The organism is Streptomyces sp. NPDC001348, from assembly GCF_053597535.1.
On record NZ_JBSFIK010000033.1, the window covers coordinates 48,650 to 61,963 of the forward strand.

The window sequence follows — 13,314 nt, forward strand, 5'->3', positions numbered from 1 at the left end:
ATTTCATGAGTGAGGCACATCCGTTACGAAGCCGCAGACCGGGCCTCTCGGTCGGTGCGCGCATCATCGCCGGGGTCGTCCTCGCCGTGATCGGGGCCGTCGGCGCCTGGCTCCAGCACGACACTCCCGGCCGTCGTGCGGAGCCGCGTACGGAGTTCACCGCGCACAACCCGCCCGCCGGTCTGCCCACCGCGCTCACCACCGGCCAGCACCTCCACTGGTCCCGCTGCACCTCGCCGCCCACCGCGCGCACGGGCTACGACTGCGCCGCGATGAAAGCCCCCCTCGACTACCGGAAACCAGACGGCAGGACGATCGACGTCGCCCTGATCCGCCGCAAGGCCACCGGCCCGAACGCCCGCCGCATCGGCTCGCTCGTCCTCAACTTCGGCGGCCCCGGCGTGTCCGGCGTGATCGGACTGCCCGCACGCCTCAACCAGTACAAGCCGCTCCTCGACCGCTACGACCTGGTCTCCTTCGACCCGCGAGGCGTTGGCGCGACCATCCCCGTGCGCTGCGGGAAAACCGCGGACGACACCGGCTACGACGGGGCCGACGCCTGCGCCAAGCACTCCGGGGCGCTCCTCCCGTACATCGGCACCTCGCGCACCGCGCGCGACATGGACCTGATGCGCTACCTCCTCGGCGACGAGCGGCTGCACTACTTCGGCGTCTCGTACGGAACGGCGCTCGGCGCGGTCTACGCCCACCTGTACCCGTCGCACGTCGGACGGCTCGTCCTCGAAGCGTCCGTCGATCCGACCGAGGACCTCGACGAGGAGCAGGTGTCGCAGGTCAAGGCGGTCCAGGCGGCGTTCGACCGGTTCGCTGCGCACTGCGCGGCCCATATCCGCCACTGCCCGACCGGCGACGGGCCCGAGGAGGCCGCGCGACGCATGGCGCGCCTGGCCGACCGCCTGGAGAAGAAGCCCGCTCCGGCCGGCGGCGGAAGGAACCTCGACGCCGAGGGCCTCGCGTACGCCGTCAGCGACCATCTCGATCTCGGCACAGACGGGTGGTCACCGCTCGCCAGGGCCCTCACCGCGCTGATCGACCACAACGACGGCCGTCCGCTGAGCAAGGGCGCGGACGACATCGGCTCCGCCGACCGCCCGGCGGCCCCGCGCGACATCAGCCGCGCCGCCCAGACCGCGATCACCTGTGCGGACTCCAGCCTGCGCCCCGGCTTTGAACGCCTCGACAGGGACGAGGCCCGCGTCAAGGCCGCCTCACCCGTCTTCGGCGCGGCCTGGTCCACCGGTGTCTACCTCTGTTACGACTGGCCGTTCGACGGCGAGCGCGCCACGCCCCAGGTGAACGCCGACGGCGCGGCCCCCGTCCTCGTGGTCGGCGGCACCGGCGACCCGACCACCCCCTACCCCGGCGCCCGCCACATGGCCCGGGCCCTGGGCGACGGTGTCGGCGTACTCCTGACGGCCGAGGAGGAGGGCCACGGCACATACCCGCAGAACCGCTGCGTCGCGGAGACGGTCGACCAATACCTCCGCACGGGCCGCACCCCGGCCCCGGGGACGGTGTGCCGGGGCAGCATGTCCTGAGGCCCGTACGAATCCGCCGGGCGGCCGTCAGCACACCGGTTCGCCCACAGACAGCCGGCGTGCACCACCACGCCGGCTGTCTGTGGGCCTTCACATCCCTCCGGCGCCCCCAGGAGCCGACGCTCACCACCGCCGCCGAGGCGAGCGCGGAGACTGACACGCAGCTGCCCAGCGCAACCTCTTCAACCGGCGTCTCGGCCAGCTCTACCACTGCCTTCAGAAGCGCGAGCTGTTCGACGAACGAACGGCCTTCCCCATCCGACCTCCCGCTGCGGCTTGACGAGCTGGCGTCCTGAGGTGTCTACGCTGATATAGGGGGCATCGCGACGCGGCCGATCTCGCGGGGTGATCAAGATGCTCGACCTGTCCGCCACGTTGCAGGACATCCCGGCGGTACGGGGCCGCGCCCCCTGGCCGGGACACGAGTACGTCAAGGGGTGGGGCGTGTTCGCGCTGCCCTTCGACTCCGGTCATGTGCTCGCGCTGCGCGTCTTCCCGGAGAACGACTTCGGCCCGTTCCGCACGCTGTGGCACCGCGATCCGGACGGCGACTGGACGATCGACGTCGACGGGGCACGGCTGGACACCGCGTGCCCCAGGTACTACGGCGCCGCGTGCGTCCGCACGGGGTACGCGCACATTGAGCTCACCTGGACCGGCCCGGCCTCCCTGCGCGTGACGATGGACTCTCCCCCGCTGGACTGGACCCTCACCGCCACCTCGACCCGGCTCCTGGACCTGCTGAACACCGTCGGCGGGGCGCTGCCGCTCTCCACCTGGCGCACTCCTGCCTGGCTCCGGGCGCGGCAGCGGCTGGCCCGCGCGCTGGGGATGGGCGATCTGCGCTTCCACGGGGTCATGCCGAGCGGCCACACCGGAACGCTCATGCCCCAGCGGATCTACTTCGTCGATACCTCACGGGCCGTGTTCGACGGCGTCGACCTCGGCCGCCCCACCCACCTGCCGGACTGCCCGCGTATCGGCGCCTCGCGCCTGCCGGCCCGCGGTGTCCTCGCCATCGGCCAGGCGGTCTGGGAGATCCTTGACCCCGCCGAGTACGAACGCGCCCGCTCCCACTCCGACGCGGGTGGTCGCTACGCCGAGTGAGAGCGCCAGATCAGACATCGTCCGGAAGGATCCGGAAGTGGGTGTGGCCGCCGGACAGCGGACGGACGGCACGGAAGTCGCGGAGGTCCCGGGTGAGTACGGCGTCCGTGCCGTACTCAGCGGCGAGCGCCACGTTCACGGCGTCCACCAGGTCGAGGTCGAGCGATCCGTACCGTGCTCGTACGGCCAGCGCCGCGTCGAGGATCTCGGGTGTGGGCGGAGCCAGGACGAGCCGCATCTGACGCACCCGCGCCGTGAGTGAGCGCAGGATTCCGTCCGCTGCGGCCCGCCCGGCCCGGACGGTGGCCACCTGATGGACCTCGGTCAGCGCCAGGGGCGTGGCGACGAGGAAGCCACACTGGTCCGCGGCCTTCCTGGCCGCCTGGTGGTCGGGATCGGAGCGGTTGAAGAGCGTGAGGATTCCGGAGGTGTCGGCGATGGCGATCAAGCCGCGTGTTCCCCGTTCCGGCGTTCCCGCGCCTCGTAGCCCTCGGTCACCGCAGCGCGAACGTCCTCCCCGGTGACGGGACCGCCGAGGTCGAAGGTCTCCTCGTCGGACACGAACGGCTCGTCCCAGACCCGGTGCGCCAAGGCGATGCGATGGATTCCCTCGCGGATTATCTCGGCCTCGGAGACGCCCATGCGAGCGGCGGCGTCCTTGATCAACGCGAGGTCGCTGTCGTCGGCATAGACATTGGTGCGCTTCAGGGCCATACCGTCATGGTACAGGACCTGTACCAGTGGCGGAGCGCGATCGGCGCCGGTCAACGTGCGACCGCCGGTTCTCCGCCCCCGGGGTGGTTTGCCCACCGGACCGCTGCCGCCGTCACCGGACCGCCCGGAGACTCGGGTCGAGGCGGCGCGGGTCGCCGGGAGGGGGCGGTATGGCCGAGAACGGGATCCTGATCGCGGTGCGGGAGCACCAGCGGGACGAGGGTGCGAGCGCCGAGCAGTTGCGGCGGATCCGGGACGCGATCCAGGCGGGCGGGTTCGGGGTGCGCTGGGCGGTCGGTGCCGCCGACGCGGAGGCGGTGCTGCACACCGAGGCCGGGCTGGCGGCGGCGCTGGTGGCCTGGGACCTGCCCGGGGACGGGGGCGAGCCCGGCGGGGCCGCCGTGCTGCGCCGGATCGGGCGGCGCTTCCAGGACCTGCCGGTGTTCCTGGTGATGGCGGACGACGGCGTCCAGGACCTGCCGCTGTGGGTGTCGGAGTCGGTGGTGGGTTACGTCTGGCCGCTGGAGGACACCCCGGGTTTCATCGCGGGGCGGGTGACGACCGCCGCCCGCGCGTACCGGGAGGCGGTCCTGCCGCCGTTCTTCCGGGCGCTGCGCCGCTTCGACGACGCGCACGAGTACTCCTGGCACACCCCGGCCCACTCCGGCGGCGTCGCGTTCCTGAAGTCGCCCGCCGGGCGGGCCTTCCACGACTACTTCGGTGAGCGCCTGCTGCGCAGCGACCTGTCGATCTCGGTCGAGGAGCTCGGCTCGCTGTTCGAGCACACGGGCCCGATCGGCGAGGCGGAGCGGAACGCCGCCCGGGTCTTCGGCGCCGACCTCACCTACTTCGTGCTGCACGGCGACTCCACCTGCAACCGGCTGGTCGGCCACTTCAGCGTCACCCGCGACGAGATCGCGCTGGTGGACCGCAACTGCCACAAGTCGGTGCTGCACGGTCTGGTCGTCTCCGGCGCCCGTCCCGTCTACCTGATCCCCACCCGCAACGGTTACGGCCTGGCGGGCCCGCTGCCCCCGGCGGAGCTGGACGCCGGTGCGGTGGCGGACCGGATCGCCACGCACCCGCTCGCGGCAGGGGCCGTCGCCCCGCACGCCCAGTACGCGGTCTTCACCAACTCCACCTACGACGGCCTGTGTTACGACGCGGCGGCGACGGCGAGGGCGTTCGCGCCGAGCACGCCCCGCCTGCACTTCGACGAGGCGTGGTTCGCGTACGCCCGTTTCCACCCGCTCTACGCGGGCCGCTACGGCATGTCCGTGGACGAGGAATCCTTCCCGGGTCCCGACCGGCCCACCGTCTTCGCGACCCAGTCCGCGCACAAACTGCTGGCCGCGCTGTCGCAGAGCGCCATGGTGCACGTCCGGCCCTCGCCCCGGGCGCCGGTGGAGCACGACCGGTTCAACGAGGCGCTGATGATGCACGGCACCACGTCGCCGCTGTACCCGATGATCGCCTCGCTGGACGTGGCCACCGCCATGATGGACGGGCCGCAGGGCCGGTGGCTGGTCGACGAGGCGGTGACCGAGGCGGTCCGCTTCCGCCAGGAGCTGGTGCGGGTCGGGCGGCGCATCGAGGCCGCCGGGGACCGGCCGCCGTGGTTCTTCGGCGTGTGGCAGCCCGAGACGGTGACGGACCCGGCGAGCGGCAAGCGCCTTCCCTTCGACGAGGCACCGGCCGAGCTGCTGGGCACCGAGCCGTCCTGCTGGACCCTGGAACCGGGCGCCGACTGGCACGGCTTCCCCGGGCTGACCGAGGGCCACTGCATGCTGGACCCGATCAAGGTCACCCTGACCTGCCCGGGGATCAGCGCCACCGGCGAGATGGCGGACACCGGTATCCCGGCCCGCGTCCTCACCGCCTACCTGGCGACCCGGAACATCGTCGTGGAGAAGACGGACAGCTACACCACGCTGGTGCTGTTCTCCATGGGCATCACCAAGGGCAAGTGGGGCACGCTGCTGGACGCCCTGATGGACTTCAAGGCGCTGTACGACGGCGCGGCCCGGCTGGACCGCGTACTCCCCGCGCTCGCCGCCGCGCATCCCCAGCGGTACGCCGGCCTGACGCTGCCCGAACTCTGCCAGGAGATGCACGACCACCTGCGCTCGGTCCGCCTCGTGGAGCTGCTGGACACCGCCTTCCAGCAACTGCCGGAACCGGTGGCCCCGCCCCAGCTCTGCTACCAGCGCCTGGTGCGCGGCGGCACCGAACGCGTCCGCCTCACCGAGGCGGCGGACCGCATCGCCGCGGCCATGGTCACCGTCACCCCGCCGGGCATCCCGGTCCTGATGCCCGGCGAGAACACCGGCACCGCCGACGGCCCGCTACTGCGCTACCTCACCGCCCTGGAGTCCTTCGACCGCCGCTTCCCGGGCTTCGCCAGCGAAACCCACGGCGTGACCGTGGACGAGGAAACCGGCCACTACCTGATCGAGTGCCTGCGCCCGGAGGAACCCCCTCAGCAGGCCACCACCCCGGCCCAACGCCATGCCCCCGAGCCGGTCCATCCGCCCCGCTGAACCGCCGAGGGCCGAACCTGCACCGCCAAGAGCAACGACGCTTCAACGGGCCCGGCCACGCCGCTTCCGGACAGCCGCCCCCAGCGTGTCCCCACCGTCACGATCACTCCCAGCGACACGGCCATGGCCACGGCATCTCCCCACGAGTGCCCGAGCCACAGGTGCCACAGCACGGCGGCCACCCCGTACACGACAGTCGTTCCAGCCAGGACCACCACTGATCGCCGTCCCCGCCGCCCTCCCTGCCGTGGGCGCCCGCCCGCTCTCCGCTGCCGGTGCTCCGTCATGCACAGTCGACCACCCCGGACACACTTCCTGCCTCCCGGCCGGACGGCCCGGAGACGGCCCAGGTGAGGTGAGACACCTCGGGGCCGCCGGTCCACGACCGGCGGCCCCAGGCGTCGCCCCGCCCTACAGCACCGGCAGGTTCTTCCGCAGCTCGAACGCCGTCACCTCGGAGCGGTACTCCTCCCACTCCTGGCGCTTGTTGCGCAGGAAGAAGTCGAAGACGTGTTCGCCGAGGGTCTCGGCGACCAGGTCGCTGTTCTCCATGAGGGTGAGGGCCTCGCCGAGGTTCTGCGGGAGGGGCTCGATGCCCATGGCGCGGCGTTCGGCGTTGGAGAGGGCCCAGACGTCGTCCTCGGCGCCGGGCGGGAGCTCGTAGCCCTCCTCGATGCCCTTGAGGCCGGCGGCCAGCAGCAGCGCGTACGCCAGGTACGGGTTCGCGCCGGAGTCCAGGGAGCGGACCTCCACGCGCGCGGAGCCGGTCTTGCCGGGCTTGTACATCGGGACGCGGACCAGGGCCGAGCGGTTGTTGTGACCCCAGCAGATGTAGGAGGGGGCCTCACCGCCGGCGCCGGCGGTGCGCTCGGAGCCGCCCCAGATGCGCTTGTAGGAGTTGACCCACTGGTTGGTGACCGCGGAGATCTCCGCCGCGTGCTTGAGCAGGCCCGCGATGAAGGAGCGGCCGACCTTGGAGAGCTGGTACTCGGCGCCGGACTCGTAGAACGCGTTGCGGTCGCCCTCGAAGAGCGAGAGGTGCGTGTGCATGCCCGAGCCCGGGTGCTCGGAGAAGGGCTTCGGCATGAAGGTCGCCTGCACCCCCTGCTCCAGCGCCACCTGCTTCATGACCAGGCGGAACGTCATGATGTTGTCCGCCGTGGAGAGCGCGTCGGCGTAGCGCAGGTCGATCTCCTGCTGGCCGGGGGCGCCCTCGTGGTGGGAGAACTCCACCGAGATGCCCATCGACTCCAGCATGGTGATCGCCTGGCGGCGGAAGTCCATGCCGATGTTCTGCGGGGTGTGGTCGAAGTAGCCCGAGTTGTCGGCGGGCGTCGGGCGGGAGCCGTCGAGGGGGCGGTCCTTCAGCAGGAAGAACTCGATCTCGGGGTGGGTGTAGAAGGTGAAGCCCAGGTCGGAGGTGCGGGCCAGGGCGCGCTTGAGGACGTAGCGCGGGTCGGCGAAGGACGGGGAGCCGTCGGGCATGAGGATGTCGCAGAACATGCGGGCCGTACCGGGGGCCTCGGCGCGCCAGGGCAGGACCTGGAAGGTGGAGGGGTCCGGCTTGGCGATCATGTCGGACTCGTAGACCCGGGCGAAGCCCTCGATGGCGGAGCCGTCGAAGCCGATGCCCTCGTCGAAGGCCTGTTCCAGCTCGGCGGGGGCCACGGCCACGGACTTCAGGAAGCCCAGCACGTCCGTGAACCACAGGCGTACGAACCGGATGTCGCGCTCCTCCAACGTCCGGAGCACGAACTCCTGCTGCTTGTCCATCTTCCGCTTCCCATCCTTGCTGGTCAGGCCGCCTGTCCCCGGTCCCACGGGAGGCGGTCGGGCACCTGAGCATCCCACCACAACACCATTTCACGCGTGTTGCCGACCTTGATCGCCCGGCCGTCCAGGCACTGAACGGCCGCGGTACGGCGGGTGTACTGCTCTTCGCCCATCTTGCCCCCTGGGAGTCCCCCGTGTAACGGGCGGCCCGCTTCGGTTCCGGCCTCCGTCGTGAGCAACACCACGCCCCTTTAAGTTGCATTTCAAATGCAAGTTTAAATAGCGTCTGGATCAGTGCCGGACCCGTGTCGGGTCCGTCGATCCTGGAGGAGTCCGCCATGCTCTCCGAGCAGTCCGCAGCCACCGTCCGCGCCACGCTCCCCGCCGTCGGCGCCGCCATCGGCGAGATCACCGAGCGTTTCTACGCCGGCCTCTTCGCGGCCCACCCCGAACTGCTGCGCGACCTGTTCAATCGCGGCAACCAGGCCGCCGGCACCCAGCGCCAGGCCCTCGCCGGTTCCATCGCTGCCTTCGCCACGCACCTCGTGGACCACCCGGACCGGCGGCCGGACGCCATGCTGTCCCGCATCGCGCACAAGCACGCCTCGCTCGGCGTCACGCCCGAGCAGTACCGGGTCGTGCACGAGCACCTCTTCGCCGCCATCGTCGACGTCCTCGGCGAGGCCGTCACGCCGGAGGTCGCGGCCGCCTGGGACGAGGTGTACTGGCTGATGGCGAACGCGCTCATCGCCGTGGAGAAGCGGCTGTACGAGGAGAGCGGCAGCCGCGGATGGCGGGAGTGGGAGGTCGTCGAGCGGGTCACGGAGACCGCCGACGTGGCGAGCTTCCGGCTGCGTCCGGTCGACGGCGGGCCGGTGCGGGACTTCCGCGCCGGACAGTACGTCTCCGTCCGCGTCGAGCTGCCGGACGGCGCACGGCAGATACGGCAGTACAGCCTCTCCGGGGCACCGGGGTCGTCGCTGCGGCAGATCAGCGTGAAGCGGGTGTGCGGCGAGGCCGGCGGCGCGACCCCGGACGGCGAGGTCTCCGGCCACCTCCACGCGCGCGTGCGCGAGGGCGACGTACTCGAGCTGTCGGAGCCGTACGGCGACCTCGTCCTGGACGAGGTCACGGACACGCCCCTGCTGCTCGCCTCCGCCGGCATCGGCGTGACCCCGATGGTCGCGATGCTGGCGCAGCTGGCGGAGACCGGCCACCGCGCCCCGGTCACCGTCGTCCACGGCGACCGCTCCCCCGCCGACCACGCCCTGCGCGCCGACCACGAGGCGTACGCGGCGAAGCTGCCGGACGCGGCCGTGCACTTCTGGTACGAGGAGCAGGCCCCGGCGGGGGCCCGGTCCGGGCTGGTGGACCTGGGCGGCGTCGTCGTACCGAGCGGCACGCGCGCGTACCTGTGCGGCCCGCTGCCCTTCATGCGGGCGGTTCGCACCCGGCTGATCGAGAAGGGTGTGGCGCCCGCCGACATCCACTACGAGGTGTTCGGCCCGGACCTGTGGCTGGCCTCGCAGGGCTGAGCGCCCCGGGCTCTCCGGGCCTCAGGACGCCCGGCCGATCTCCAGCAGGAGCGGGCCGGTCGGGGCGGTGACCATGTCCGCCACCGTGAGCGGGTCCAGCGTGGCGAAGAACGCCTCCTGGGCCCGCCGCAGCGCGCCGCGCAGCCGGCAGGCGGAGTTCAGGGGGCAGGGCGTGGCGCCGCCCTCGCAGTCGACCACGTCGCCGTCGCCCTCGAAGGCGCGGACCACGGTGCCCACCGACGCCGTGCGCCCCCGCTCGGTGAGCGAGAGTCCGCCGCCCCGGCCGCGCCGGGCGTCGACCAGGCCCATGTGCTGCAGCTCCGCGACGACCTTGGCCGCGTGCGTGTACGGCACGTCCATGTCCCCCGCGACCTCGCGGGTCGTGGGGCTGGTCTCGCCGGCGACGGCGAGCCGCATGAGCATCCGCAGGGCCAGGTCGGTGGAGCGCAGCAGCCGCATGCCGCCAGCCTAGATAATGCGCATCCGGCATTCAAATTATCGTTTCCGTACAGTTTCCGGCCCTCCCTACGGCGGGTAACTCCTCTCCTACTACGATCAGCGGGCCCACCCGTCCCTTGCCTTTCCCCCAGAAGGACACCACCCATGGGTTCCGCCAAGAACACCGGCAACGCCGCGCGCAAGGCGCGAATAGAGGAGATGCGGCGTGCCGAGCAGGCTCGCGAGCGGCGCAACCGGATCCTGACCATCGCCGCGAGCGTGGTGGTGGTCGCCGGTCTCGTCGTCGGCGGTGTCGTGCTGGTGCGCTCGCAGAACGACTCGAACGGCAAGGACACGGCGGGCGGCTCCAAGAGCTCCGGGGACTCGGGCCACTTCGTCAACGGCAAGGACGGTGTGCGCACCTGGTCGGGCAAGCTGTCCCGGACGCACGTCACCACGCCCGTGAAGTACCCGATGCATCCGCCCGTGGGCGGCAACCACAACCCGGTGTGGCTGAACTGCAACGGCGACGTCTACACCTCGCCGGTGAAGGACGAGAACGCCGTGCACGCGCTGGAGCACGGCGCGGTCTGGGTGACGTACACCGCCAAGGCGAAGAAGGCGGACGTGGACGCGCTCGCCGCCAAGGTGAAGCAGACGCCGTACTCGCTGATGAGTCCGTACGAGAACCAGGCCGCGCCGTTGGTGCTCTCGGCGTGGGGCCACCAGCTGACCGTGAAGAGCGCCGACGACCCGGCGGTGAACAAGTTCTTCGCCACCTACGTCCAGGGCGCGCAGACCCCTGAGCCGGGTGCCTCGTGCACCGGCGGGACGATGAAGTGATGCGGCTCGTCGGCTGGGTCGCGGGCGCCGCGGCGGCGGCTCTCGTCGCGGCCGGGGCGATCACCTACGCGGTGGCCGAGGACGGGGACTCCGGCACGAGCACGCCGGGCGCGGAGTCCGCGGACGCGGGCTTCGCACGGGACATGGCGGTCCATCACCAGCAGGCCGTGGAGATGTCGTACATCGTGCGCGACCGCACGAAGAACGAGGAGGTCCGGCGCCTCGCCTACGACATCGCGCAGACCCAGGCCAACCAGCGCGGCATGCTGCTGGGTTGGCTCGACCTGTGGGGACTGCCCAAGGTGTCGGCCGAGCCGCCGATGACCTGGATGGGGATGGGTGACATGCCCGCCGGCAAGGACGGTGCGCTGATGCCGGGCATGGCCACCAACACCGACCTCAAGAAGCTGCAGACCCTCAGCGGCAAGCAGGCCGAGGTCCTCTACCTGCGGCTGATGACGGACCATCACAAGGGTGGCATCCACATGGCCGAGGGGTGCGTGGCCAAGTGCACCGTCGGTGTGGAGAAGAGGCTCGCGCAGGGCATGGTGGACGCGCAGCAGTCGGAGATCCAGCTGATGGCGGACATGCTCAAGGAGCGCGGGGCGCAAGCGCGTTCTTGAACACACCCGCAAGGATGAAAGCCCCAAATCGCCCCGCATGACCGTTCCTTGGGTTTCTCTTGACTTTCGCGTTCCCCTGGCATGAACGGTTCATCGAAAGAGTGGCCCCGATCGTGTGATCCATCGGGCCGAACCGCCGCGGGCCCGGCGCGGATCGCCGATGACCGACCACACATGCCTACATGCGTCTCTCATCAGGGGCGCATCGCAGGGGGTTACATGAGATCCAACCGCGCCAACCTGCGCACCGTGAGCCTGGCAGCGACACTGCCCATGGTCGCCGGTGCGCTGGCGCTCGGAATACCCGCGGCGCACGCCGCAGGCAACCCGGGCCGGGACGCGCTCGCGGGCACCAAGCCCGCCTGGGCCACGGCCAAGGCGGACAAGGGCGCCGCGTCCGACAGCGCCCAGGTCCACGCCCGGGTCTACCTGGCCGGACGTGACGCGTCCGGACTCGCGGCCTACGCCAAGGCGGTGTCCGACCCGAGCTCGCCGAGTTACGGCAAGTACCTCAGCGCCAAGCAGGCCCAGGTCCGCTACGGCGCCACCAAGGCCCAGGTGGCCGCCGTCAAGTCCTGGCTGCAGAACGCCGGGCTGAAGGTCACCGGGGTCACGCAGCACTACGTCTCCGTCACCGGTGACGTGGCCGCCGCCGAGAAGGCGTTCGGCACCCAGCTGCACAACTACGCCAAGGGCTCCAGGACCTACCGCGCGCCGTCGAAGACGGCCTCCGCGCCGGAGAGCCTGAAGGGCGCCGTCCTGACCGTCACCGGCCTGGACAACGCGCCGCACAAGGCGAACCACGACGACCAGCTGCCCGGACCGGGCAAGGTGTTCAAGAACTCCGGGCCGTTCTCCTCGTACTACGGCTCGAACATCGCGAGCACGCTGCCCGACGCCTACGGCACGAAGATCCCGTACGCCGTCAAGGGCTACACCGGCAAGCAGCTGCGCGCCGCCTACGGCGCCGGCACGTACACCGGCAAGGGTGTGCGGGTCGCCATCACGGACGCGTACGCCTCGCCGACCATCGCCTTCGACTCGCAGACCTACGCGAAGAAGCACGGTGACGCGGCCTGGAAGACCGGCCAGTTGAAGCAGGTGCTGCCCAAGAAGTACACGCACACCGGCGCCGACGAGTGCGACGCCTCCGGCTGGTACGGCGAGGAGACCCTCGACGTCCAGGCCGTGCACGCGGTCGCGCCGAACGCGAACGTCACCTACGTGGGCGCCGCGTCCTGCATGGACGACGACCTGCTCGACTCGCTCAGCAAGGTCGTCGACAACCACCTGGCCGACATCGTCTCCAACTCGTGGGGCGACATCGAGGCCAACCAGACGCCGGACCTGGCCGCCGCCTACGACCAGGTCTTCCAGTTCGGCGCGGTCGAGGGCATCGGCTTCTACTTCTCCTCCGGTGACAACGGGGACGAGGTCGCCAACACCAAGACCAAGCAGGTCGACACCCCGGCCAACTCGGCGTGGGTGACGGCGGTCGGCGGTACCTCGCTGGCGGTCGGCAAGGGCGACACGTACATGTGGGAGACCGGCTGGGGCACCGAGAAGGCCACCCTGTCGGCCGACGGCAAGAGCTGGACGAACTTCCCCGGCGCCTTCACCTCGGGTGCGGGCGGCGGCACCAGCAAGACCGTGGCCGAGCCCTTCTACCAGAAGGGTGTCGTCCCGGACTCGCTCGCCGAGGCCAACAACGCCGCCGGCAACCGCGTCGTCCCGGACATCGCGGCGATCGCCGACCCGAACACCGGCTTCCTGGTCGGCCAGACGCAGACCTTCCCGGACGGGTCGGAGCAGTACAGCGAGTACCGCATCGGCGGCACCTCGCTGGCCGCGCCGGTGATCGCGGCCGTGCAGGCCCTGGCCCAGGAGGCGCACGGCGGCAAGGCCCTCGGCTTCGCCAACCCGGCCATCTACGCCAAGGCCGGCTCGAAGGCCTACCACGACGTGGTGGACAAGCCCACCGGCAAGGACCTCGCGGTCGCCCGCGTGGACTTCGCCAACGGCCTCGACGCCACCGGCGGCCTGCTGTACTCGGTCCGCAGCCTCGGCAAGGACAGCTCGCTGTCCGCGGTGAAGGGCTACGACGACGTCACCGGCGTGGGCTCGCCCGCGAACGGCTACGTCGAGTCGTACAAGAAGCACTGACGCCCTCCGGGCACCGCGC

The 13,314-nt window shown here is 71.1% G+C and carries 12 protein-coding genes; 7 read left to right on the forward strand and 5 right to left on the reverse strand.

Annotated features, from left to right (window positions below; translation table 11 throughout):
- Positions 1 to 5: 5 nt before the first annotated feature.
- Both ACWC21_RS29170 and ACWC21_RS29175 read left to right on the forward strand, forming a co-directional pair.
- Positions 6 to 1,559 carry an alpha/beta hydrolase gene (locus ACWC21_RS29170; RefSeq protein WP_450886002.1) on the forward strand — a complete coding sequence of 518 codons (1,554 nt, stop codon included), beginning with the start codon at positions 6 to 8 and terminating at the stop codon, positions 1,557 to 1,559.
- A 354-nt stretch (positions 1,560 to 1,913) separates the two neighbouring features.
- Positions 1,914 to 2,666, forward strand: a complete 753-nt coding sequence (locus ACWC21_RS29175; RefSeq protein ID WP_450886004.1) for a hypothetical protein — start codon at positions 1,914 to 1,916, stop codon at positions 2,664 to 2,666.
- Positions 2,667 to 2,676: 10 nt separating this feature from the next.
- Here the strand turns inward: ACWC21_RS29175 and ACWC21_RS29180 are convergent, their stop codons facing one another.
- A complete protein-coding gene (locus ACWC21_RS29180; RefSeq protein WP_450886006.1) occupies positions 2,677 to 3,114 on the reverse strand; it encodes a type II toxin-antitoxin system VapC family toxin in 438 nt (145 codons plus the stop codon).
- Positions 3,111 to 3,380: a ribbon-helix-helix domain-containing protein gene (locus ACWC21_RS29185; protein ID WP_450886007.1), complete on the reverse strand. Its 270-nt coding sequence runs from the start codon at positions 3,378 to 3,380 to the stop codon at positions 3,111 to 3,113. Before ACWC21_RS29185 ends, ACWC21_RS29180 begins: the two co-directional genes overlap by 4 nt.
- A 170-nt stretch (positions 3,381 to 3,550) precedes the next feature.
- Between ACWC21_RS29185 and ACWC21_RS29190 the strand changes: the two genes are divergently transcribed.
- Positions 3,551 to 5,920: an Orn/Lys/Arg family decarboxylase gene (locus ACWC21_RS29190; RefSeq protein ID WP_450886009.1), complete on the forward strand. Its 2,370-nt coding sequence runs from the start codon at positions 3,551 to 3,553 to the stop codon at positions 5,918 to 5,920.
- 411 nt (positions 5,921 to 6,331) lie between these two features.
- On the opposite strand, the gene glnA is transcribed toward ACWC21_RS29190, so the two are convergent.
- The gene (gene glnA, locus ACWC21_RS29195) at positions 6,332 to 7,693 is read right to left on the reverse strand and encodes a type I glutamate--ammonia ligase (protein ID WP_361437730.1); all 1,362 of its coding nucleotides are present in this window, start codon (positions 7,691 to 7,693) and stop codon (positions 6,332 to 6,334) included.
- A gap of 23 nt (positions 7,694 to 7,716) precedes the next feature.
- Positions 7,717 to 7,866 carry a hypothetical protein gene (locus ACWC21_RS29200; RefSeq protein ID WP_450886011.1) on the reverse strand — a complete coding sequence of 50 codons (150 nt, stop codon included), beginning with the start codon at positions 7,864 to 7,866 and terminating at the stop codon, positions 7,717 to 7,719.
- A gap of 165 nt (positions 7,867 to 8,031) precedes the next feature.
- Here ACWC21_RS29200 and ACWC21_RS29205 point away from each other — a divergent pair, with 165 nt between their 5' ends.
- The gene (locus ACWC21_RS29205; RefSeq protein WP_450886013.1) at positions 8,032 to 9,228 is read left to right on the forward strand and encodes a globin domain-containing protein; all 1,197 of its coding nucleotides are present in this window, start codon (positions 8,032 to 8,034) and stop codon (positions 9,226 to 9,228) included.
- Positions 9,229 to 9,249: 21 nt separating this feature from the next.
- Here ACWC21_RS29205 and ACWC21_RS29210 read toward each other — a convergent pair whose 3' ends face one another.
- The gene (locus tag ACWC21_RS29210) at positions 9,250 to 9,687 is read right to left on the reverse strand and encodes an RrF2 family transcriptional regulator (RefSeq protein ID WP_450886014.1); all 438 of its coding nucleotides are present in this window, start codon (positions 9,685 to 9,687) and stop codon (positions 9,250 to 9,252) included.
- 144 nt (positions 9,688 to 9,831) lie between these two features.
- On the opposite strand from ACWC21_RS29210, the gene ACWC21_RS29215 reads away from it, so the two are divergent.
- From ACWC21_RS29215 to ACWC21_RS29225, 3 genes are all read left to right on the forward strand, one after another.
- The gene (locus tag ACWC21_RS29215) at positions 9,832 to 10,509 is read left to right on the forward strand and encodes a DUF3105 domain-containing protein (protein ID WP_450886016.1); all 678 of its coding nucleotides are present in this window, start codon (positions 9,832 to 9,834) and stop codon (positions 10,507 to 10,509) included.
- On the forward strand, positions 10,509 to 11,132 hold the full coding sequence (locus ACWC21_RS29220) for a DUF305 domain-containing protein (protein WP_450886018.1): 624 nt from the start codon (positions 10,509 to 10,511) through the stop codon (positions 11,130 to 11,132). Before ACWC21_RS29215 ends, ACWC21_RS29220 begins: the two co-directional genes overlap by 1 nt.
- Before the next feature lie 219 nt (positions 11,133 to 11,351).
- Positions 11,352 to 13,295 carry a S53 family peptidase gene (locus ACWC21_RS29225; protein ID WP_450886020.1) on the forward strand — a complete coding sequence of 648 codons (1,944 nt, stop codon included), beginning with the start codon at positions 11,352 to 11,354 and terminating at the stop codon, positions 13,293 to 13,295.
- Positions 13,296 to 13,314: the final 19 nt, after the last annotated feature.